This window comes from Candidatus Margulisiibacteriota bacterium (genome assembly GCA_028715625.1).
Classification (GTDB): Bacteria; Margulisbacteria; Riflemargulisbacteria; order GWF2-35-9; family GWF2-35-9; genus JAQURL01.
In genome coordinates this window covers 1-24,767 of the sequence record JAQURL010000014.1, presented here as the reverse complement: position 1 = coordinate 24,767, position 24,767 = coordinate 1, and the positions used below count along the sequence as shown (strand labels likewise).

At 41.6% G+C, this 24,767-nt stretch carries 11 protein-coding genes; 1 reads left to right on the top strand and 10 read right to left on the bottom strand.

Going from position 1 to position 24,767, the window contains the following annotated elements; all coding sequences use genetic code 11:
• Positions 1-96: 96 nt before the first annotated feature.
• The 6 genes from ppdK to PHV30_03540 all read right to left on the bottom strand — a co-directional run bounded on the left by ppdK (position 97) and on the right by PHV30_03540 (position 19,966).
• Positions 97-2,883 carry a pyruvate, phosphate dikinase gene (gene ppdK / locus PHV30_03565; protein MDD5456090.1) on the bottom strand — a complete coding sequence of 929 codons (2,787 nt, stop codon included), beginning with the start codon at positions 2,881-2,883 and terminating at the stop codon, positions 97-99.
• Positions 2,884-3,160: 277 nt separating this feature from the next.
• On the bottom strand, positions 3,161-7,336 hold the full coding sequence (locus PHV30_03560) for a peptidase G2 autoproteolytic cleavage domain-containing protein (protein MDD5456089.1): 4,176 nt from the start codon (positions 7,334-7,336) through the stop codon (positions 3,161-3,163).
• Between the two features lie 86 nt (positions 7,337-7,422).
• Complete coding sequence (locus tag PHV30_03555) at positions 7,423-13,758, bottom strand: hypothetical protein (protein ID MDD5456088.1); 6,336 nt, start codon at positions 13,756-13,758, stop codon at positions 7,423-7,425.
• A gap of 38 nt (positions 13,759-13,796) precedes the next feature.
• Positions 13,797-16,433: a hypothetical protein gene (locus PHV30_03550; GenBank protein ID MDD5456087.1), complete on the bottom strand. Its 2,637-nt coding sequence runs from the start codon at positions 16,431-16,433 to the stop codon at positions 13,797-13,799.
• A gap of 192 nt (positions 16,434-16,625) precedes the next feature.
• Positions 16,626-18,032 (bottom strand): hypothetical protein, encoded by a 1,407-nt coding sequence (locus PHV30_03545; GenBank protein MDD5456086.1) that lies wholly within the window; start codon positions 18,030-18,032, stop codon positions 16,626-16,628.
• Positions 18,033-18,127: 95 nt separating this feature from the next.
• Positions 18,128-19,966, bottom strand: a complete 1,839-nt coding sequence (locus tag PHV30_03540) for a hypothetical protein (GenBank protein ID MDD5456085.1) — start codon at positions 19,964-19,966, stop codon at positions 18,128-18,130.
• 144 nt (positions 19,967-20,110) lie between these two features.
• Between PHV30_03540 and PHV30_03535 the strand changes: the two genes are divergently transcribed.
• Positions 20,111-21,001, top strand: coding sequence for an ARMT1-like domain-containing protein (locus PHV30_03535; GenBank protein ID MDD5456084.1), 891 nt, complete (start codon positions 20,111-20,113; stop codon positions 20,999-21,001).
• A gap of 98 nt (positions 21,002-21,099) precedes the next feature.
• Here the strand turns inward: PHV30_03535 and PHV30_03530 are convergent, their stop codons facing one another.
• The 4 genes from PHV30_03530 to PHV30_03515 all read right to left on the bottom strand — a co-directional run bounded on the left by PHV30_03530 (position 21,100) and on the right by PHV30_03515 (position 24,406).
• Complete coding sequence (locus tag PHV30_03530; GenBank protein ID MDD5456083.1) at positions 21,100-21,849, bottom strand: metal ABC transporter substrate-binding protein; 750 nt, start codon at positions 21,847-21,849, stop codon at positions 21,100-21,102.
• 139 nt (positions 21,850-21,988) lie between these two features.
• The gene (sixA, locus tag PHV30_03525) at positions 21,989-22,456 is read right to left on the bottom strand and encodes a phosphohistidine phosphatase SixA (GenBank protein MDD5456082.1); all 468 of its coding nucleotides are present in this window, start codon (positions 22,454-22,456) and stop codon (positions 21,989-21,991) included.
• Positions 22,453-24,156, bottom strand: coding sequence for a DNA polymerase III subunit gamma/tau (dnaX, locus tag PHV30_03520; GenBank protein MDD5456081.1), 1,704 nt, complete (start codon positions 24,154-24,156; stop codon positions 22,453-22,455). Before dnaX ends, sixA begins: the two co-directional genes overlap by 4 nt.
• Positions 24,157-24,205: 49 nt before the next feature.
• Positions 24,206-24,406, bottom strand: a complete 201-nt coding sequence (locus PHV30_03515) for a hypothetical protein (protein ID MDD5456080.1) — start codon at positions 24,404-24,406, stop codon at positions 24,206-24,208.
• Between the last annotated feature and the right edge of the window lie 361 nt (positions 24,407-24,767).

Genomic DNA, 24,767 nt, shown 5'->3' with positions numbered 1-24,767 from the left:
ATTCATATTTCATTTATCTTTATCATTCCATAAACCAGAAGGGTTGAAGAAAATATCCCCTCAACCCTTCTGTAAAAAAAACTTAACTATAAACTATTACGCTTTTAACGCAGCATGTGCCGCAGCCAGACGCGCAATAGGTATACGATACGGTGAACAACTTACGTAATTTAAACCGATTTTATGGCAAAAAGCGATAGTCATTGGCTCGCCGCCATGTTCACCGCAAATCCCCATTTTCAGATCGGACTTAACGCTTCTGCCTTTTTGTACGGCGATCTTCATGAGTTCGCCGACACCTTCCTGGTCCAATACCTGAAAAGGCTCAAATTCATAAATACCCTTTTCTACGTACTCACCTAAAAATGATCCGGAATCGTCACGACTGAATCCGCAAGTCATTTGAGTAAGATCATTGGTACCGAAGGAGAAAAATTCCGCTTCCTTACCAATAGTGTCTGCTGTAATAGCCGCTCTGGGAACTTCGATCATCGTTCCGATCTTGTAATCCAGATTGATACCGGCTTTTTTGGTTTCATCTTCAATGATCTTCACGCAATTATCTCTTAGTATCGTGAACTCCATTACATCACCCACAAGAGGAATCATAATTTCCGGAACAATATCTTCACCTTTTTGTTTGATGGTTATGGCCGCGAGAATTATAGCTCTGAACTGCATGTCATAAATTTCAGGATAGGTAATACCCAAACGACAACCGCGATGTCCAAGCATAGGATTAAATTCATGCAGAGATTTGACTTTGTTTTTCAATACGTCAAAACTTACTTTCATTTCTGCTGCGAGTTCTTTGATTTCTTCATCTTTGTTAGGTAGAAATTCATGTAGAGGAGGATCAAGTAAACGAATAGTTACCGGCAAACCTGACATAGCTTCAAAAATACCTACAAAATCGTCTACCTGCATGGGCAGTAATTTATCCAGAGCTTTTTCACGTCCTGCTGTGTCGCTGGCTAAAATCATTTCACGCACGGCTTTGATACGGTCTCCGCCGAAAAACATATGCTCTGTACGACAAAGCCCTATACCCTCTGCTCCGAATTTTCTGGCAACTATACTCTGATCAGGTTGATCGGCATTAGTCCTGATACCGAGGGTTCTATACTTGTCTGCCCAGCTCATTAGCAGTTGATATTCCTGAAAAAGTTCCGACTCGCCAACCGGCAAAGTTCCTTCAATTAAAACTTGTAAAATTTCTGAAGGAATAGTTGTAATCTTACCCAGGATAACTTCTCCTGTAAAACCGTCTATTGATAAAAAATCACCCTGTTTTACAACCTGATTATCTACAGTCATCTGCTTCTTCACATAATCAATATGCAGTTTGTTACAGCCGGCTACGCAGACCGTACCGAGCTGCCTGGCCACAACGGCAGCGTGTGAAGTGGCTCCGCCCATTGCTGTCAGAATACCTTGGGCCACAATCATACCTTTAATATCTTCAGGAGTTGTTTCATAACGAACCAGAATTACTTTTTCACCACGTTTTTCAGCAGCTTCTACTGCTTCTGGCGCTGTGTAATAAACCTGGCCGCATGCTGCTCCCGGACCGGCATTAAGGCCTCTGGCCACGATCCGGCCTTCACCTCTTGCCTTTTCTTTGTCCGATTTATTAAAAACCGGTCTAAGAACCTCGTTCAGCTGGTCGGCATTAACCCTGAGTACTGCTTCTTTTTCATCGATAAGACCCTCTTTTACCATGTCCACAGCGCATTTTATTGCGGCGAACCCGGTCCTTTTACCGTTCCTGGTCTGCAACATGTAGAGATTGCCTTCCTGAATGGTAAATTCCATATCTTGCATATCACGGTAATGCTTTTCCAGTTTATTTTTATATTCTATAAGCTGCTTGTAGGCGACCGGCATCAGTTCTTCCAGAGAAGGATATTTGTTTTTTCTGTCCTCTTCGGAAATACCATGTACCTGGGACCATTCTTTGGAAGATTCCACAGAAATTTTCTGCGGCGTACGAATACCTGCTACTACGTCTTCACCCTGGGCGTTGATCAGAAATTCTCCGTAAAACTTGTTCTCACCGTTGGCCGGGTTTCTGGAGAAACATACTCCGGTTGCTGAGGTATCGCCCATATTACCGAAAACCATGGACTGTACGTTTACGGCAGTACCGAGCAGACCTTTAATATTATATTTCTGACGATAGACGATCGCGCGTTCATTGTTCCAGGAATTGAAAACAGCTTTTATAGCAGCCCACATTTGTTTGCGGGGTTCCTGAGGAAAATCTTCGCCCTTTTCTTTTTTATAAATTCCTTTAAAAACTACAACCAGTTGTTTCAAATCATCAGCAGACAAGTCCGTATCCTTTACTTCTTTAGGATCACGGCCTGTATCTTTGGCTTTCTTATGTTTGGCCTCAGTAAGCGCTTCTTCAAAATTGTGTTTGGGCACATCCATGGCCACGTCGGAAAACATCTGAATGAAACGTCTGTAGGAATCCCAGGCGAAACGCGGATTATTTGTTTTCTTAATCAGACTTTCCACAACCTTATCATTAATACCAAGGTTTAAAATGGTATCCATCATACCGGGCATGGATTCCTTGGCACCTGATCTGACAGAAACCAAAAGAGGATTTAATTCCTCACCCAGTTTCATACCCATGGTTGCTTCCAGTTTTGTTATATTCTCTTCAACTTCTTCTTCCAGTCCGGCAGGAAGATTTTTACCATTTTTATAATAGTGATCACAAACCTCAGTAGTGATTGTAAAACCGGCAGGCACGGCTACACCGGAATTTGTCATTTCAGCCAGGCCGGCACCTTTGCCGCCAAGCAGATCTTTCATTTTGCCGTTACCGTCGGCCTTTCCTTTTCCAAAAAAATACACATTCTTTGTCCCCATCTATTATGCCTCCTTTAAAAAGTGATATGTGTTAGGTGGTAAGTGTTATGTGTCGGGCAATTACCACGAAAAAAACAAAAAACCGGAGAGTATTATACTACGACGATTTTAAATATGCACTATGGTTTTAAGTGAATTTCGAGGGCAATTGAATATTGAAAAAACTTTACAATGTTTGTTTGCGTTGTCATTCCGGACTTGCCTGCCAGCTATAGCGGTAAAGCGACGGCTGGCCTCGTCGTTTCACTCCTCGTAATGACTTGTGCGGTTTAACTTTTCACTTTCCAATAAACACTTTCCCATTGCTGAGAAGTATCCCGATCTTTTTACCATCGGTTGTTTTCACCAGACGGCCGACAATAATCGTTTCATTTTTATTAAATTCCAGCTGGCCAAGCAGTCCTATCAGAGAATAATTAACATTTGATTCATCCATATTGTTCCCAATAAAACCGTGACCTTCGGTGCAAATCCCCAGAAGTTCATCACTCGGCTGATATTTTCTTACTTTACCGGTTGCTGTATTTATTCCGACCACCGAACCTGTAGAGATTTGTTCTTCATTTTCAAAGTACTCAGCATAGTCCGCGCCGTTGGTCTTGTAGCCGCTGACCGAGTTTACCCAGCCGGAAGCCACATCCAGTTTATAGGCTGGGTTAGCTATACCCATACCAACGTTACCCAACATGACGATAGGTGCCCCGGCAAGGTTCAACGTTGTAGTAGTATTATTAGCATCATTAACAGACTGAATGGCTGTTCCGCTGTAACCAGCACCAAACTCGGAACCCGCTCTGACCCATAAGTTGCCGTCTGTCGTGGCATGAACATGTAATATCCTTTGCGGATTTGTAGTTCCGATACCGACGTTGCCATCATTTTTAATAAAAAAAGGAACTGTTACCGTGGACCCACCACCTGCTGCTATTCTCCCTACATAGTAATAATCATTATATGTATCATAAAGTGAAAACCAGCTCGGCCAGGATACATTGGATTGTGTTCTTGCTAAGCTGGTAGAGTTTAAGTTTGTCCCTATCCAGGTCATGGCCCCGCCCGCGCCTGCATAACCATAACCGATTTCTCCGTAATTGGTAACACCCTCACTCAATCGTATATGCTTTCCATCAAATGCATAGATTTCCAAAGGTGCTCCCGGCGTTGTAGTCATAATACCTACATTGCCAGATATATCAATTCTCACGCGCTCTGCACCATTTGTATAAAAATTTGAACTATAGCCGGTCCCACCATAAAAACTAAGTAGTGCGTTTAACCCACCATCACCAATCCAGGCTTTTTCCAAACTGTCTGAGCCTTGAATGCTAATATAACCGACTAAACCGGCAGGATCCGTATTATTGCTGTCTTTTAGAATCAGATAAGGTGATGTATTCTCAATCATACCGGATCCACCGGAAACATGCAGTTTCACTGCCGGAGAAGTAGTCCCTATACCTACATTACCATTTACCGCCAAGGTAGCTGTACCAGAGTCTGAATAACCTATTCCGGCTTTAACTAAATATGCCGAACCAGTACTGCTCAAACTAAATAAAGGACCGCTTATTGTAGCTGTTGAAGAATCATAGTACCTTGTTGCATATGTGGCATTTTCACCACTACCGTCACTATAATGCTCAACTGTAAAATAATCTCCGGCTGTGGAAACACCCCTGATATCGAACAATTTCAAATGGCGGTAACTATAGTTTAATTTAAAGTCTCCCGATACCTCTAATTTTGCACCAGGACTCGTTGTTCCGATACCAACGTTGCCACCGGAGTTATTCATGACAATGTCACCGTAAGTACTGGATGTTTTAATTGCTTGAATTCTGAAATAGCCATTATTATCAGCCGAGGTGCCCAACGCACCAAAGGTACGTGTACCATCAACATTGCCTATATATAAAAAAGTAGAGTTTCCCGTGTTATTAATTTGAGCTTCTCCATTAACATGTAATTTATAATTAGGTGCTGTGGTTCCGATACCAACGTTGCCACCGCTTGGATTTAAAGCCAATGTTCTATAGGAAATAAAATCAGTTACACCCTGAATATATGTATAATCACTGCCTGTATTGTATCCCATATATAATCGATTTGCGGTATTACTGCTGCCACGAAGATTTAATTGGCCACTACCATCTGCGTCAACATATAGGCCACCCCCGACAACATGCAGTCTCCCCGCAGGACTGTTTGTCCCTATACCAACGTTACCTTGATTTGTTATGGCCATATTAGGACTGTCTATTCCGTTACCACTGCCATTTATTTTGGTAAAAAAATACAAATCTCCACCCGAAATACCGCTGGCTTGTGTCTGCCTGGCTTGAATAGCGGCAATTTGCCTGTGAGCATCAGTATTGCCAGCGGCTCTGGTAAAATATAGCCCGCCGATGTGCGCGCCAACCGCGTTTTGGTTTGAAACCAAGTTCAAAACCGCTTCATTATTAGCGGAATAAATATCAGTATTTGTACCGGAAGAATCTGGTTTAAAATACTCTCCTGTATTTATAAATCCTCCCGGACTTGCGGTCCCGATTCCAACGTTGCCATCATTTTTTACTGTTATCAGATCAGACCAAGTGGCTCCATCAATTGCTTTTTTAATTCTAAAATAACCTGCATCATTTATCACCTGATAATCAGTATTAGTCCCGGCTCTTAAAAAATTAATATATGGGCTTGTATTCAAAATATCCAGGTTTCCATTAGCTATCGACAATTTTTCATTCGGGCTAGTAGTCCCTATACCTACATTGCCATTAACTAATAATCCTCCTGTTTGATTGGATGTTGCGCTGGCTGTTCCATAACCGATAAAAACATTACGCTTGCCAGAAACCCTAATACCTTCGCCAGTATCATTACGCAGCATTAAAAGTGTAGCATTATCCGCATATGTATCGCTGTCACCAACTCTGGCTAATGAAAAATTCACCACTCCTGTCGTATCTATTCCAGCAGAAGGGCCATCTCCTGAAATATCACCTATATAGAGCGCAGGAGCTGCACTGCTATATGTGCCTGGATTAGCCATTGATCCGTGACGCAATACAGCCAGAGAATAATTAGTATTATTACCAGCTGTATTTTCTCCAATTGTAAGATAATAATTAGGGGTTGCAGCACTTATCCCCACGTACCCGGCATTTCTGTCCCAAGTCATTATTGGTGTGGAAGCCCAACCTCCACTGTATCTGTCCAGATTCAAATTTGTATAAGTACCTGCATCCATTCTGAAACCAAAGAGACCGTTAAATTGTATCGCCTGATTGCTACCGGGATTATTATCGGTTGTGCTGATTATATCCAATTTCGCATCCGGATTGATATTACCTATACCGATGTTACCTGAAGGATTTATCATTAAGCCTTTAGTGTTGCTGGCGAATGCGCCATTTGAGCCGCCATTAACTATCTTGAAAACATTATTCGGATAGTCCATGCCCAGAATACCCCAGCGCGTATTGGTCCCGCCATCAATATCCGAACCGAAAAGCAACGTCGAGTTATAATTAGCCTTAGTACTGATAGCTATGTTAGCAGCATACGTATCGCTATTTACTTGCAAATTATAATCAGGACTGACTGTTCCGATACCGACAGCACCACCGAAATAATTCTTCTGCGAAGCTGAAGCCTGATAAATACCATAATTATTGTTAACCGTACCAGCGCCGGCAAAAGCAAGATAAAGACCATAAGCATTGGCTATTGTTGTTCCGGTGTAGCTAAAAACATTTGATTGAAACCCTGTCACACTGGTGATTGCTGTTCCGCTACCGGCATTTTCTATACCCACATTGGTTTGATAACCGGTCATTGTACCCAGAGTTCCTGTATATGTTCCGCCGGAATCATAATATGTCAGATCAGTCATCATTCCGCGATGATAACCGCCCGCTGTTACCCCCGTTGATACATATGGGCGAGCTGTTGTTTGAACAAGATCATGATAATAAGTGCCATCAGCATTATAATAAACGCCGGCACTTGAATAAAGCTGATCATAGTTCGCAGGATTTGTTTGACTGGAACCATAACGTACAGAGCCGTTAATATCTAATTTATAAGCCGGACTCGTTGTCCCTATTCCCACATTGCCATTGCTGCTCACCATCACTCTAATAGAAGCAGCTGTTGCGTCATAAAGGCCAAATCCCCCGGCCAATCCCACACCTGCGCCAATTTTCCATATTCGGGGGTTTGCTATATTGGTATCATCAAACATCAATCCGTCTATAACCGACCCGTCATATTTCAAGTGCAATTTTGTAAGAGGATTTGTTGTCCCGATACCGACGTTACCGTTTAAGGAAATAACTACACCGACATTCGGAGTTGCCACATAGAGAAGCATCAAGCCGGACGGTTTGTTTTCTATCATGGCCATAACCGGTATACAAACTATAATTAAAAGAAGATATAATATTTTTTTCATATTTTTATGATAACCTGAACCTTCAATTTTCGTAAGATTTTCAATGATATTTTCAATTTGACCTCTCCCTCGATCCTCTCATATCATCACTTACTTATCACCAACCATTGATTCCCCAGACTTACAATCTGCACAGTTTCATAAATATTACGCAAAACATAAGAAGTCTCGCCATTAACTGTGTCGCTGCCTGCTCTGGTAACAGTGACAGTATTCACACTGCTATCTATCTTAGCTATGATATAGATTCGTCCGACGCACCCGGAAGCTGAAGGTAAGGTGACTGTTTTTGCAGCACCGGAAGCATCCATGGCCACCAGATAATGGCCGGCATCCAGGGTTAAATCAGCATTGGGGGTCGTGACTTTGACAGCGATTGACCCGCTTATGGCTAATGTACTACTGGGAACTGTTGTCCCAATACCGACATTGCCACTCTCATCAATTAATGCTCTGGTTTGCATACTGCCGTTGGTATCAGCAGTCTTAAAAAGCAATGCGCCGGAATCCAAATCTCCGGAACTGCCCACAACTCCGCTGATTAAAGCAATCCTTTTATCGGTCTGTGATGCCTGAGTATTATGGAAAGATATGGCGCCAGTCAGCGCATTGATCGCGTTTCTATTGCCGACTAATTCCAGAACACCCTGACTTCCCGCGTTTCCATTGTATATAGTAGTGATTGTTCCGGAATAACCTCCCAGGTTCGGATTGGTTGTCCCAATCCCCACATTACCTGTTATGGTTATATTCAGGATATTATTTCCCGTGGTCACTGATATTGCCCCAAGCAAGCCCTGCGCATCCATGGACACTGCTTTGTTGGCAGTTGAGGCTGTTTGCGCGGCTATATTAGTCAAGAATGAACCATTTCCCGCAAAATAGTTTGCGGTAATAGTTCCATTTACTATTGCAGCTGATGCGCTGATTATACCTGCCACTTCCAGTTTCGTAGAAGGAGCAGTGGTTCCGATACCAATATTGCCTCCAGTTTTTATATAGAACTGATCAAAAGAATTATTCGCGCCCAGGGATAAATCATTTCCGGCAAGCGCATAAAGAATGGCCTTGTTTGTATCATAGGTCAACGCACCCTGCGCACCGTTACCGAACCTCAAACTACCGCCTGTACCACCTTCCAGTATCGTCGCGTACCCTGCTCCACCTATAACATGCAGTTTCACACTTGGTGTTGAAGTTCCTATCCCGACAAATCCATTACCGGAAATTGTTACTCTGGGGCTGCCTGCAGTGATCAATGTTAATTTCCCTGTTGTCCCGCCATCTCCATAGAGACCTGAGTCAGTTCCAGTGCCAAAACCACCCGTGCCTGAAAATCTTATCCCCCCGTTGGATATCTCAAGTTTACTTTCCGGGCTTGCTGTACCGATGCCGATATATCCGTTATTGCTCACCATAAAAGCATTCTGGGCTGAGGCGTTTTCTGCTCTAAAAATAGGTGTACCGGATAAATTGCCGCTCACGTGCAGAGTAGCATTTGGAACAATAATACCGATGCCAACCCTGCCGACATCATCAATATGCATTCTGGAAGTTCCATTAGTAATAAGTTCCAGTTGATCAGCAGCGGCCCTGGTGAATCCGGTATCAGTGTCCCCGATAAAACTGATCCGGGGAGCTGTTACGTTATATCCGTTATTATAAAGAGCTTGTAAGGTGGAATTGGGCATTTGAAAAGTAGAATTACCCAAACTATTAGTTATTTTAAAAAGGTCAGTCGAACCATTATATACAATTTCTAATTCTGCGCTCGGGTTAGTAGTCCCTATACCAACACTATTTGAATTCACATTCATCACATTTGTACCATTTGCTATAAATGAAATGACACCCGCGCCGGCCGCACCTATACCTGTAGTTTCATCATTATTCCCGGGGGAAAAAACCGGGTTGGTTGAAGATGCTGCTTCATTAAGCCATCTGGACCCACCCGCAGCCGAACCGATTTTCCCGGAATCCTCCACCCACCTTGCAGCCCCCAGGTTCCAAAATCCTATGGTATCATCTGCATATTCATATATCCCGCTGTCTCCATCACCAAAAGTAATACCTCCGGCTATTGATCCGACTGTTCCATTGATATGCAAAATGCTTGTCGGGTTCTTTGTACCGATCCCAACGTTCCCGGCATTATCTATACGCATCCGCTCATAGTTATCATCAATCGCCTGGCCCGATGCATTTGTTGTATAAAAACGAATATCTCCATAACCTGTACCGCTTCCATATCCGGACGCTCCCAATTTAAGATGCTGGTAATTGGCATCTATATTTTCTACACCGGATGCTCTGATCTGAACATTGCCGGCCGCAAGTTTGAATCCGGTTATAGTGCTGTCACCGAATGTAGTTTCATTGGAAATATAAGCATTATAAGGGACATGTATATTACCATTTACGTCCAAGGCCGCAATCGGATTAGTGGTACCTATTCCCACATTGCCGCTGCTTCTAATCACCATTCTGGTTGCCTGCCCGTTTGTGTCGGACGTAATAAACTCAATCCTGCTTGGCAACTTCCCGGAAGAAACAGTGCCGTCTACCCTGAAGTAAACATCAGCTCCGCGCTGGCTTGTAGCGCCATCATATCCCCAAGTAGATATGCCTCCAAGAAAGTCATCATTGACCAGAGCTGTTGGGCTGGCATAAGTTCCGCGGCTTCTGATAAATTTCAAGCTTCCACCCATCCAATAGGTATCACTGTATGACGTCAGACCGAAATCCGGATAGGAAGCATCCGGGCCCTGAAAAAACATCTGACTTCCCAAAACATGCAATTTGACAACCGGATTGGTAATTCCGATGCCTACGTTGCCTACACTTGAAATGCTCATAACACTATTTCCAGTCGCTACTGTTATTGCTCCGAGCAAGCCCTTCGCATCCATGGACACAGCCTTGTTCGCGGTAGAAGCTGTTTGCACGGTTATATTGGTTAGTTGAGAACCATTCCCCACAAACGTCGTGGCATTAACAGTGCCAATAACAGTTAATTTATCCGTTGGGCTTGCGGTACCAATTCCCACATTCCCCGAAGAAGTTAACCTGAACTTCTCTCCATAACCGGAAGAATTTCTAAGGGCGATCACAAAATCCCCATAATGATTGGTCCTGTCTGTAAACTGAGCTCCGATAGCAACCGAACCGGGTGTACCATAGATGTCCGAATCAGCAAAAATCAATGATCCGAAATTATTAATGGTATTATTGTTGTTTGCTATTATCACTCCTCCGTCAGGATAAGAAGTTCCATTATAGGAATTGGCAAACAGTGCGGTATAGGGTGTATTATAAACGTGTAATTTTAACTGGGCATTGGCTGTTCCTATACCTACATATCCGTTATTACTCACTACCAAGGAGTTAGGGGCTCCGGCATTACCAACCTGCAAAATAGGTAGGCCGGCTGAGTTGCCGCTCACATGCAGATTGGCGGCCGGCGATGTAGTACCGATACCAAAATTACCGGTCGCGGTAATCCTTACCAGTTCATTATTCTGGTTATAAAACGAAATAAAACCGTTGTACATGGAACCAATGACAAAATTACCGCCTGTGTCACTTTTTAATATCCCATAACTGGTATTATTTGATCTGAAAATTAAAGGTATTTGGCTGCTGCCGGCCGCGGAGTCAATGATCATTGCCGGTGTAAACGGATAAACCCAATTTGTATTTACCGGTTGTACGATATGCAATATTGCCTGAGGGTTTGTGGTCCCTATACCAACATTGCCTCCATTAAAATATGTATTCCCGGAAGCTCGAAGGTCAATACCGGCTGTCCCATTTATATCATATAACAAAGCTGCCCCATGGCCACCGCTATAACTAAGAAGGCCTACCTGACCTGAAAAAGCATTATCCCATCTGATTGCGCCCTGGCTGACATGCAGTTTTTCCTGAGGGTTTGTAGTACCGATGCCTACATTCCCTGCTTTTGATATAAACATTCTGGTTGAAGGTGTATAAACATTTCCAGTGGTCAATCCACTATCGGTCTTGAACCAGATATCTCCGTTATAAAGACCGATACCTGCTGCATTGTTAGCCTTCGCATACCAGCCCCCATTCCATACACTGCTCTGCGCTATCTCAGCATCCTGGCCTGTAGTTGATACAAGAAATAAACCGTTATCTCCGGCGCCTAAATGCATGGAATTGGCATTTACATCCAATTTATACAAAGGATTTGAAGTGGCAATTCCTATATTCCCACCGCTTTCAGCCACTATCGAATCACCCAGTGAACTGGGGCCTGTAAACTTCGGTATTTTACCAGTCGTACCACTCACGCTGGCTCCCGTCGCCAGAGCAGTACCATTCCATTTCAAAGTTCCGGAATCATTATATAAGGTATAAGACGTATTATTCGGAGTGGCATTATTCAGATATATTCCAGCATTTCCACCATTTGTACCTTCCACATGCAATTTATTTAAAGGTGCTGTAGTGCCGATACCCACATTACCTGAGGAAGTTATTCGCATCCTTTCCGTAGCTACAACTGCATTCGGTCTGGTAATAAACACCATATCTGCTGCAAAGTCGGTATTATTGACCGCTTTAACCGCCGCAATCCCTGTTCCGGCATTAATATGTTGCGCAGTATTAATAATGAAAGATATGCCTGTCGCAGCATATTGAGTGTTAGTAGGATTTATAATCTGCAGGTCGCTCCATGATGTGGAATTATCAGCAGAATAAGCAGTTGTTCGAGCCGCAGGACTAATTTCCAGTTTTTTATTTTGTGCAGTAGTTCCAATACCGACTAAACCCGCAGCATAAAAATTCCCGGACGGTGTGAAGGTAAATTTCTCAGCATTTTCCGAAGTATTGGGGTCATACCACCAAAGGCCAAGATTTCTACCCGGATTGTTAGTAGTATTTCTATAAGTAAAATACCATATAGATCCGTGAGTTGCGGAGCCTATCTGTAAACCCTTATCCAGAGTGTCCAGACCCATAATCTTTATATAAGCATGATTAACACTGTCATAAATATGCAGTTTCCAATCAGGAGCTGTAGTACCAATACCGATATTCCCATTCTGGTCCATATTCATAATGTTGGTTAGACCGTTGTAAAATTTGGTCAGACCGTTATTGTCCTGAATTATTGAAAATGATTTACTGAAATCTGAAGAAACAGTCCTGTTTTGAATCCTTAAGCCCCAGGAATTCTGGTCATTGGTTTCCAGTCTGAGGCCATCGTTGGCACCGGCATTTATATGCAATTTTGCTGTAGGATTTGAAGTTCCTATACCCACATTTCCGTCACCCTGTATACGCATCTTTTCGGTAAGAGCTGAACCTGTCCAGGTAAGAAATGACATATTATAGTTCGCGCTTTCCTGAATGCGCATGTTCCCGCCTGACCAGTCCAAAGCGCCCGGAGAGATAATCGATATACCCTGCGCTGTTGTCAGTGAGTATCCGGGACGCGGGGAAGCTGTACCGATTCCGACCTGGCCGTTACTACTTACATATAATGCGTTACGTGCAGCACCGCTTTCAGCAATCAAAATGGGTTGTCCATAAGTATTGCCGCTGACATGCAATAAAGCTGACGGAGTTGTGATCCCTATCCCAACATTACCAGTAGTATCCAATGTAAACCTGGTATTTATATTTACATTAATTCCGTTACCTATTTTATATTTATAAAAATCTGACGGGTCCAGGCCGTTTGCCCAGTATGCTGTACCTTGATTGGAATAACGTATTTGAGAAAAATTGGCAGCTGCGCCGGCTGCGTCCAACATAACCATCGCATGATAACCTGTGCCGGTTCCTGTATTATAAATCCTCAACGCAGCATTATTATTTATAAAATCAATCGGTCTGGATGGGGTCGGTGTACCAATGCCGATCCAGCCATTACTGCTTACAAAAATAGCACTGGGCGCGCTACTGTTCTCGGCAATAAAAACAGGTTGTCCGCTGACATTACCACTGACATGCAAGGTAGCGTTGGGAACAGCCGTTCCGATACCAACATTCCCTCCATTAAAATAGGTATAACCGTTTGTCGCTGTTATTTTTGAATAAATAATACCGCTGTTTTTTAAATAAAGTGCAGAGGTAGACAGTGCCATGGTTTCAGCCGCTGAACCATTATATGACCAATAAAGCCCCTGCCCTCCGGCTAACATATAATAATCCCAAAAAGCGTTGTCGTTTTCAAATCTGATTGCGGCATTATCATTTTTCAGATGAAGAAGTTTGAGCGGATTCAATGAACCTATGCCCACATTTCCGTTTGGGGAAACAACCAGGCTTTGGTTGGGAGAAGAAGTATATATATATATCGACCCATCAGTCTGTTGACGCATAATTGGGAATAATACTGCCATAAAAATCAGCAGCATATAAAGAGAAATTTTGCTAATTGATTTCAAAAACTCCTCCGTTATATTCAGCTATAAAACCTGTTGTGCTAATTTCCCTCAATAACGTACCAGTTGTTGCCGTCGCTCACCACAGAAGCGAACTGCCAGCGAGCAAAAAGAGTATAATTGCTATTACTATCAATTGTATCAGAGCCGCTTCCGGATATGTAGACTTTGGCCAGAGAATTATCAACTTTTTTCATATTATATTTTCTTCCTGAACAACCTGAAGCTAATGGCAAAGTAAGGGTTACATCCGCATTGGCACTTACCAGAATTACACTATCGGAAGCGCTCAACGTATAATCTGAAGATTTTATATTAATGGTTGTGGCAATGGCGCCTTCGACTTTTAATTTGCTGTCCGGAGTTATGTTACCGATGCCGACATTCCCTCCATTTTGTAAATATAATTGATTAGTAGAATTATTAGTCCCTAAAGATAAATCAACAGTACTATTTGAATATATTTTATGTAAAGTTGAAGATGTTCCGTTAATCACAAGTGTATTTGTCGGACTTGCCTGTGTTGAATATATGGCTCCACCTTTTGCGCGAATAATCCCGACAGTATCAAGTGAGTATGCCGGGGTGGTTGTCCCAATGCCCACATTACCCGCGGAAGTTATGTTAAATACATTATTATCAGTTGCTACATTTATAGCCCCCAAAAGTCCCTGCGCGTTCATACTTACTGCCATATTGGATGTTGTTGCGGTATTCGACTGCACATCAGTTAATCCCGCGCCGCTACCTACAAAATTGTTAGCTGTTAATGTCCCATTCACAACTAAAGATGCAGCACTTACTGTACCACCTATATCAAGTGTAGCTGAAGGTGTAACAACTGAAATACCTATATTACCGGAAGGACTTATATATAATCTTGTAGCGTAGCTTCCGTTTGCCGCTGTTCTGATAGAAAAAGCAGAAGAATAAGAAGTATTACCTACATCCTGCATCATAAACTCAAGCTGTCCCACCAATGTTTGGCCACCGGTTGTCCTTTTCATATAACTGTTTATATTGGTTTTTGTCCCGATAGCAGCGACACCTGAATTTTCAATTGCCAGACCCGTCCCGCCTGTAGAATTGGCACCGGTAAAAAATACAGTATTTCTTACTCCCTGGGTCAATGGTCCTGAACCGAAAACATAAAGAGGAATGACATTTGCGGTACCGGAAATTTCTAAAGTACCGTTTTGCGGATTAGTTGTGCCAATGCCCACATTGCCGCTTCCCGTTACTACGAATGCATTAGGCGCGCTGCTATTCTCGGCTACAAAGATTGGTTGTCCTGCAATATTACCGCTTACGTGCAATGTTGCGTTCGGCATAGTTGTACCTACACCAAGTTTACCGGTGTTGCCGGCAACAGATGTTTTTAAAAAAGTTGCTATCGGGACATAAGTAGCATCCCCTGCATTCCAACCCTTAACCTGGATATCATAATTAGAACCAAGTAACAACATGGATTCGGCATCTCCCAAATATAGATTTTGTCTGATTCTGGCATGCCCCCAGACATCAAATAATTCTCTGGGGTTTGATGTGCCAACACCGACATATCCATTACTGCTGACAAATAATGAGTTAGGCGCGCTGCTATTCTCGGCTATAAAAATCGGTTGTCCTGTAATATTACCACTAACATGCAGCATAGCACTGGGCGCGCTGATGCCTATCCCTACGTTACCAGAAATATTGTCTATTGATATTGCCTCTATACCACCAACACCTGTACTGCTGGTGCCGGCAATAAGTGCTAATCTTGAAGAACCCCCGATAGTCGTGGACGCTAGATTGACAATTGCACTATAAACGCCAACAGCAGAACTTCCATTCCATAATGAACTCTGAAAAACCTGGGCATTTGATTTTTTTTGTGTAGCTATGGAAGCAGCATCCCCGGTTCTAGACAACATCAGTGCTCCTTGCGGATAAACACTCCCATTCAGGTATATCCCGGACGCCGTAAGATCTATTCTGCCGGTGGTTCCTCTGTTGCTGTTACCATATAGTCTTAACCAATTCCCTGTGCTTATTGTAATATCCGAATAATAGATGGAATCATTATGATAGTATGTTGAAAATGTAAAGGCCGGATTCCCGCCTCTCTGAATTTGAAACTCCGGTTCATAACCGACATCATTGGTCATATCCTGATTATTTAATATCAATTGAGGGTTGGCTGAATATTGATTTCTTTGAAGATTTAATTGACTTCCGGGGTTATTTGTACCGATTCCAACATTCCCGGCTGGTGTTATGCTCATGATATTGTTATTAGTTGCTACACTGATTGCCCCAAAAAGGCCTTGTGCGTTCATGCTCACTGTTATATCGGCAGTGTTAGAGTGATATGTGTTAAGTGCTATGTTTGATGTACCGGCATAATTGGCTGTGGATACAACTTGTCCGGCTGTGACCAGGCCACCGAGCCGTGATCCGTCACCTACAAATGCTGCGGCAGTTACTGTCCCACTGGCACTTACCCCGCCTGCAACTTCCAGCCTATCTTTGGGATTAAGAATACCAATACCAATATTGCCGTTGGAAGAAATAATTATTCCTTCTGTAGGTACATCCGGAAATATCTGAATGGAGCCGTCAGGTTTCTTTACCGTCACGGCAAACACAACTGAAAGCAATAATATATAGATAATTATCCTAAATTTACACACTTTAAACAAACTCTTCCCCCATATCTGTTCGCGTATCAATATGCTTATGCCCATTTTCAAGAGCAAATAAACATTTTTCTTAGATATTACCGGGGTTTCTGGGGTGTGGAACCGTGTAAAATTTTTGACAAAAAAAAGGGGTGAAAAAATCACCCCTTTAGACTAAAAAACTTTAATTGTCGCTTTGTTGTTTTAGTTACAACCGACAACTACCCAATTTGTACCGTCGCTGGCCAGATTTACAAATTCTGACGGAGCTGTGAGCACATAGGTTGAATTACCTTCAATATTACCGGCAAGTGTACCAATGGTTACGGTATTAAGTGTATTATCGGTTTTCTTTACTGTATATTGTCTGCCGTTTATTGATGCCGGTGAAGGGAGTGTAATAGTGACACTGCCTGCTGAAGCATTAACTACCGCTACACTATCAAGATTACCTAATGTTGCTGCCGCTGAATATGTATTTAAAGCGGTGGCGAATGAACCGTTTACAGTAAATTTGCTGTTTGGGGCCGTGGTTCCTACCCCTATGTTGCTGGAAGAATTCACCACAGTCATAACCAGAGAATTATTAATTACCGCTGAGTTCACAGATACTGCTCCTGTAAGTTTGGTGGCGCTTACATCAGATACTTTGGCATCAGATATGGACCCGTTAATAACACCAAGAGCAACTCCGGCTGTAACAGCGTAATTCGCTGTCGTTGCATAGTTCGCTGTACTCACCGTTGTACCGCTTGTTACTACGCTGCTTTTATTACCTATATTAGCCCAATCGATGTAATTGGCGGTAATAGCAATATTAGCCGTACCAACTGTTAATTGCGCTGCTGTTTGGCCCCCCAATAATCCTGTGTTAGAAGCATAATTCGCCGTATTTACTGTCATCCCACTGGTCACTACACTACTCTTGTTGCCTATATTGGCCCAATCTATGTAATTAGCAGTTAGGGCTACGCTGGCGGTATTTACAGCCCCAATAACAACGGAGCCGCTAACAGCAGTAATTGTTGAGGCGCCGTGTGTATGTCCCAAATCTGATTTGGAATCAATTGATATAGTAAGGTTTTGTACCTGACTCATTGAAATAGTAATTTCATCGGCACCACCCTTTTGGTGAGTAATGGCGTGATTACCAGGAGATGTAGTACCAATTATTTTGGAACCGTCAATTGTTACAATCTTTTCATTGGTTATGGAACCATTGTTAATCCTGGCGCCGGATATGGATACCACATCCAGAGCTATTCCGGCCGTAACTGCATAGTTAGCAGTTAAAGTATGGGCTGATTCACTGATAGTTTGTCCCGATGAAACCACCAGCGGCGCCCCCGTGATACTGCTCCATTGAATTTGTGTTAATTGTGAACCGTTACCGATAAAACCTGTAGCGTTCACAGTACCGGCAACATCCAGTTTATACACCGGTGCGGCAGTGCCGACACCTATTGAGCCGTTTGATGATATTGTAATACCATCTGTTACAACTCTGGAATATATTTGAATAGACGCGTCAGGATTTTTCTTGGTTATAGCAAAGTTCACTGGTATTGCAACTACTATAAATATAAAAACCAGATATATTGATTTTTTCATGACTCCCCTCGCTTCCCTTGTATTATTCATCCCCATTTTTTTATTTTCAAAAACGAACATTTACTTACACCTCCCTTTTATTTATGAATTTCATTTTAATTGTTCCCCGCTATGGTCCAATTAGCTCCGTTGCTCACTAAAATAACGTATTCATATTGCGCGGTAAGATAATATCTGTTATTGCCGTCAATAAGCTCATTGCTCTGGCTCTTTATTTCCACAGCATTGAGAGATGGATCAATTTTTTTAATGGTATAAGAACGTCCTGTTATTCCCGTTGGTACCGGAAGAGTAACTGTCCTTTGAATTACGCTGGAATCGATCAGCACAACACTGTCTTGAGCGGTTAAAGGATAATCATTATTAATATTGGAAACAGGTGTGGCAATAGCGCCATTAACCTGCAATTTACTACTCGGATTCGCAACCCCCACACCTACGTTCCCGCTATTAAGAATTTTTATTCTTTCATTATTGCCTGTTTTAATTACAATATCCCCGCTACCATTTGAGTCGGAATCACCTATTATGATTGCGTCTGAAGAACTGGATAAAGCCTGAGCAGAATTCGCAGTATCTGCCATTTTTACATAATCCATATTAGTGCCTTGTGTAACCAGTTGCGGTTTATTGCCGATTTTATCCCATTCTATGTAATTTGTTGTCAAAGAAATATCAGCTGTACTTGCATGATAAGTGTTAAATGCTAAACTTGCTGTTATTGTGTAATTTGCTGTTAAAGCCGTATTTGCCAGGGCTGCATAGTTAGATGTTCCGACAATCAGTTGGTTTTCATCTTTATTCTTGGCATAGCCCTTTACCAGCGGATCTGTTTCGTTGTATGTTGTCAGATAGCCCGTGTTATTCACGAACTGACTGATATTCATATTGCTCAGCACATCTGATGTGGTTGCTTTATAAGCAAAACTCGCCGTACTTGCCAAAGCGCTCAGTCCCGAGCTCTGTGCCCATAGCGCCACATTCGCTGTCTGGGATAATTTGGCATAATCTATAGTCGTACCCTGTGTTGCAACCTGAGGTTTATTACCGATCCTGTTCCAGTCGATATAATTCGCTGTCAAAGCAATATTTGCCGTACTGGCCAAAACGCTTAGCCCAGAACTTTGAGCCCATACTGCAATGTTAGCTGTTTGTGCTTGTCTGGAAAAATCCATCAATGTGCCGGCTGTAGTAAATTGCGGTTTGTTGCCGATTTTATCCCATTCTATGTAGTTTGCAGTTAAAGAAATATCCGCAGTGACGGAATGATAAGTGCTAAATGAAAAATTCGTTGTAATGGCATAATTTGCCGTATTCGCCAAAGCGCTTAGCCCCGAGCCTTGAGCCCAAAGCGCCACATTCGCTGTGCCTGCAAAAAATGCATAACTTGCGGTTATGGAATAATCGGATGTGAGTGATGTATTTGATGTACTGGAACTGGCCGCGTAATTTGTGGTATTAATAACCAATCCTCCTTCTCCAAAATCAATAGGTTTGTTCCGAATATTTTTCCAATCAATTGCAAGTGCTTCATCAGCTGTCACAGCTTTATCAGCCAGCATAGCTTTGTTTGCCAAAATAGCTCTTACATTGTCAGCCAGCATTTCTCTTTTATTTAATGCTCCACCGTTTACCCAGTGTTCCATGTAGTAGTTACCCGAAGAAGTTAACACAGTTTCATTAATTGGGTTGTTGGTATTTCCCAAAATTGCAGTATACAAACCCTCATTCACTGTTACAGTCATAACTCCGGAATCCCAAACCGGTGTTCCACCGTTACCTGTTGTATAAATCTTGTATTGCATGGGGACAACTGCCGTGATCGGCCTTCCGTATTTGTTACGCAAATATCCGGTTTCGACCAAAGACTGGGCAAAAATAGTTGACATCAGAAGCCCGACAACTATTATTCTTATTAGAGCTTTTAAATTCACGTTCAGAATTTCCCCCACCATCTTCTTTCGTATCAAACTGCTTATGCCCATTTTTAACCTAAAATAAACATTTTTTTTGCTGAAACGCCTTTAAATTTGGGATTTGGTGACAATCTCATCTGATCCTGATACAATTTCTTACTTATGAAAGCTTTTCTTCAATGTGTACCCTGCATATTCAGCCAGATTGCCAGAATATTATGTAATTTTGAGCCGGATATCAAAAAACGAGAAAAAATTTTCAGATCGATCCTGGCGGATTTCTCCAAACAGGATTTTTCCAAACACACTCCTCCTTCTCTAACCAGGGAAGCTCATGAAATTATGAAAAAAGAAATTGGCAGACAAGACCTTTATGTTAAAGAAAAAAAAGAATGCAATGAAAAAGCTTTATTGCTGTTCAAAGATGCTTTAAATATTTACGAAAAATCAGCAAACCGGTTGGAAACCGCTATAAAAATAGCTATTGCGGGCAATCTGATAGATTACGGAGCTTTAAGCGAATTTGACATACAGCATGTGGTTGATGACTATACCCATCGTGATTTCTCTATAAATGATTATCCTGATTTTGCCGCGATCCTGGAAAAATCAAATAAAATCCTCTATGTGCTGGATAACGCAGGAGAAATTGTCTTTGATAAAATTCTTGTAACTGAGCTGTTAAACTTGGATAAAGAAGTAATCGCTACAGTAAAAAGCCAACCTATACTTAACGACGCTCTGCTGGATGATGCACTGGAAGTATCCATGACCAAACTGGTTAAGGTTATCCCCAGCGGTTCCACTACAGCAGGTACTGTTTTCAGTGAAGCGACACCTGAGCTGCGGGAAGCTTTGGACTGGGCCGACATGATTATCTCCAAAGGTCAGGGAAATTTTGAAACCCTAAGCGAAGAGAAAACCGCTAAACCTCTCTTTTATCTGCTATTATCCAAATGTCCGCATATTTCTAAAAACCTGGGTATAAAAAAATTCGATCTGATACTGATGGCCAACTGGAATTATGAAAAATATTTAAAAACTAATTGCTAAATCGTATTCACAATCAAAATTATAAACAGAAAATTTGTTATTTTTTAAGTTAATATCAATGAGATTTGTTGTGAATAAATATAATTCTATTAACCTGATTATTTAAAACCTTTTTTTAGGGTTATCCAGTTATCACGCAATAAATCGCTGATATGCGCATTATCCGTAAACGTGTCCAGGGAATTCAAAATAAATAGATCCAAATGATTTTCGTTTGCCAATACCACTGCCTGCGCCGGATTAATTTGTGGTTCTATATATAAGGCTTTGATGTGTTGTTCTTTGATTATATTTAATAAATTAGCCAGTTCTCCTGGTGATAAATTCTTACCCGGGAAAGCTTCCATAGGAATAATATGCAAGTTATAACGTCTGGCAAAATAATAAAAAGCGTCATGCAAAGTAATGGCAGTAACGTAGTTATATTGTGCTCTTTCCTTGGTTATTTGTTTATCAAGCTCAACTAATTCCGTAATTATTTTTTGGGCATTATCAAAGTAAATCTTTTCATTCTCGGTATCAAGACTGCCGAGTTTTTCAGCCAGACCTTTGACAATATCCTTCAAAAATACTGGATCCAGCCAGATATGAGGATTACCACTTTTTATGTCAACAAAATCCGCAGCTATAATTAACCTGGATGAGTTGTAATGTAAATTTTTCAGCACCTTGTTATCAAGACCAAGCCCGTTGGCAATTATCAGCTGCCCCTTGTCCAGACGAGAAATATCCGCCGGTTTTAGCTTGTAAAAATGCGGGGAAACCTGAGAAGGATATAGCAAGTCAACCTGGGCATGGCCTGCGGTAATTTCTTTCGCCATCAGATAATAGGGATAAATCGTGGCCATTATTTGCAGCTTACCGCGACCCTCTCGAACTTTTGGTTGTGTCCTGTAAATAAAATTATGATTGAAGGATTGAATCAATACAGCACAAATAACGCCCAATAGAACTAAAATTAAAAAAATTATGAGTATACGTCGCATCTTACTTTATCAATCCGGGATATAATGTCCATAATATTGACCAACCGTCATCATTATTCGGCTGCAGACAGATTAATGAACCTTTTTTTATTTTGATTATTTCCTGCTCGTCGTTTTTACTTGTCAAAATTGCTGCCAGCCTGGTGAGATGGGGATTATGTCCCACGAGCATAATATCATGGCCGCTGCCGGATAATTTCTTTGCCCAGACATTCGGGTCGGCCATAGGGTCCAGAGCTCTGCCTTCATATACCCCTTTAACAGGCTTTATTTCTTCCGCAAAAATATCAGCGGTCTGTTTGGCCCTGATCAGCCCGCTGTGTATTATTTCCACTACAGTCAGTTTAAAATGATGATTTACAAATCTGGCTAATTTTTTTATTTCCTGTCTGCCTTCCAGACTTAAATTCCGGTTAAAATCATCAGCTCCATCCTCCGCAATACCGTGACGTAATAAAAAAGCTTTCATGCACCACCTCCGGGTTTGATTATTTCTCCTTCAAAAGACTGGGCGATACTTTTAATATGACCAGGAATACTCTCGTCCGCGAACAATTTGCTGGCCACCATTACATCGGTTTGCATATTAATCGGTAATTCTTCATTATCCATAACAATACATTTCATGGTTACGGGTTTTTTTATTACTTTAGAGGCAAACTCACAGATATTTCTGAGATTTTTTTCTTCCCGAATATTCTCAAAATGGAATTTATGTTCTGCTTTGAAACCGACAACAATCACATTGTCTTCCAAACGCAAAGGAATTGCTTCCATCAAATAAGCTGCCAGACGGATCATTTTGTTTTTCTTGAGCAAGGCGATAATATCCGGCCAATTATGCTTGATAGAAATAATATCGATATTTTCCAAACTTTTTTCCTCAGGGGCAGCACTTGTTTCTTCGGTTTCGTTTATTTTTTCTTCTACTTTTATTTGCAGTGTTTTCTTGGGAAGATCAGGCTCAGCATTCGCCTCGACCTTTGCTGTCTCTCTTGCCGGAGATAAAGGTCTGTGAAATTTTTCTGACTTCGGTTCCTCGCTTTTTGCTGTTTTTTCAGTTTGAGAAGTTGAGCCGATAACTTGCGGTTCAAGAACCTCATAGAGTAATGCCTCTATATACACCCTGCTGTCTTCCATATAGCGAATTTCCTGTACGGCCTGTGACAGCCGTTTTATAATCTCAATGATATTCTGCTGGTTATAATATTTATCCATATCCTTTAATTTTTTGACAAATTCTTCGTTTGCAATAATCAGGTCTTTCAAATTCAGTTTCAACAGTAAAAGCATACGAAAAATTTCTATAATATCCTGCACAAACCTTACAGAATCCAGTCCTCGATAAAACAAATTTTCCAGATTTTGAAAAAACTCAGCCAGGTTCTTATTGATAATAAGCTGTATTAATTGCAAATATTCTTCACTATTTGGTGCGCCCAGAACATCCAGGACATTTTGCATTTCCACATTTCCGGTATTAAAAGCAATAACCTGGTCACTGATGGAAAGCGCATCGCGTAAATGTCCGCCGCTGTATTTGGCTATTGTGCGAATTGCGTCTTCGGAAATGTTGATCTTTTCTTTTTTTAAAATAGTTCGCAGATGTTCTTCTACAGATTTTTGTGATATTTTTAAAAAATCAAGTCTCTGGCAACGTGACTGAATGGTTACCGGAATTTTTTGAGGGTCGGTAGTAGCCAGAATGAAAATAACATGTGCCGGCGGCTCTTCCAGAGTTTTTAAAAGAGCGTTAAAAGCCGCATTACTGAGCATGTGAGTTTCATCGATAATATATATTTTGAAAGGTGCCAGTGCCGGCAAAAAATTGACTTTTTCTATAAGCTCACGCACATTTTCTACGCCGGTATTGCTGGCAGCGTCAATCTCTATGACGTCCATATGCTCCCCCCGGGTTATAGCCAGACAATTTTCACAGGTATTACAAGGCTCGGGCATCTCCGGTTTTAAATTTTTACAATTGATGGTCTTGGCGTAAATACGGGCTAGCGAAGTCTTCCCTGTACCTCTGGGCCCGGAAAAAATATAAGCATGGGCAATACGGTTGAATTTAATAGCGTTTTGTAAAACCTGCACTACAGCCTGCTGTTCAATAATTTCTGAAAATGTCTGTGAACGGTATTTACGGTAAAGAGACAGGTAGGACATGGGGGAAATTATATCATAGTTTAAGAGTATGGGAGAAGATGAAACGGTGCTAATATTTGCCGATTTTTGAAATTAATTTTTGCAATTGACTTTCTTCAGCTTTAAATCCATTTTCACCATAATATGCCGCGGATCTTTCCAGTATACCGATAAGTTCATCTTTTGGTATGTTTCTTTCATAAGAAAACATTGTCTTTCTGTTTGCAATACCTTTATCTACATCATAGATAATTACAAAATCCGGAAGCATTGAAATCAAAACCTTGTTCGGGGCTATACCCGGATACAAATCTTCTAAAGCCTGACTCCCATCCCAGGAAGCTGTCAGGTCAAAACTGTTATTAACCCGTTAGCTAGCCTTACAATTCTCAGGGTTTTGTTGCTATGCAAAAAATAATTGAATCCCTTCCAGTTTTATTTCGAGATATTAATGAATTTGAATACAACTATTGAATCCAATAATTAAGGAAAGGAAATGACATGTTAAATAAAATAATAGCGGTTAAGGATAACAAAGAACTTATTGCGCATTATAAAGGTCTCTTACAGGGACATCCTGCTGAATTTTTTCGTACTGTTGTAGAACATGTCTTTTGGCAACAAAAAAATTT

Coding starts and splice junctions, on each gene's coding strand:
- dnaX (MDD5456081.1), bottom strand. CDS start 24,156: ATGTCCTACCTGTCTCTTTACCGTAAATACCGTTCACAGACATTTTCA.
- PHV30_03515 (MDD5456080.1), bottom strand. CDS start 24,406: ATGCTTCCGGATTTTGTAATTATCTATGATGTAGATAAAGGTATTGCA.
- sixA (MDD5456082.1), bottom strand. CDS start 22,456: ATGAAAGCTTTTTTATTACGTCACGGTATTGCGGAGGATGGAGCTGAT.
- ppdK (MDD5456090.1), bottom strand. CDS start 2,883: ATGGGGACAAAGAATGTGTATTTTTTTGGAAAAGGAAAGGCCGACGGT.
- PHV30_03530 (MDD5456083.1), bottom strand. CDS start 21,849: ATGGCCACGATTTATCCCTATTATCTGATGGCGAAAGAAATTACCGCA.
- PHV30_03560 (MDD5456089.1), bottom strand. CDS start 7,336: ATGAAAAAAATATTATATCTTCTTTTAATTATAGTTTGTATACCGGTT.
- PHV30_03545 (MDD5456086.1), bottom strand. CDS start 18,032: ATGAAAAAATCAATATATCTGGTTTTTATATTTATAGTAGTTGCAATA.
- PHV30_03535 (MDD5456084.1), top strand. CDS start 20,111: ATGAAAGCTTTTCTTCAATGTGTACCCTGCATATTCAGCCAGATTGCC.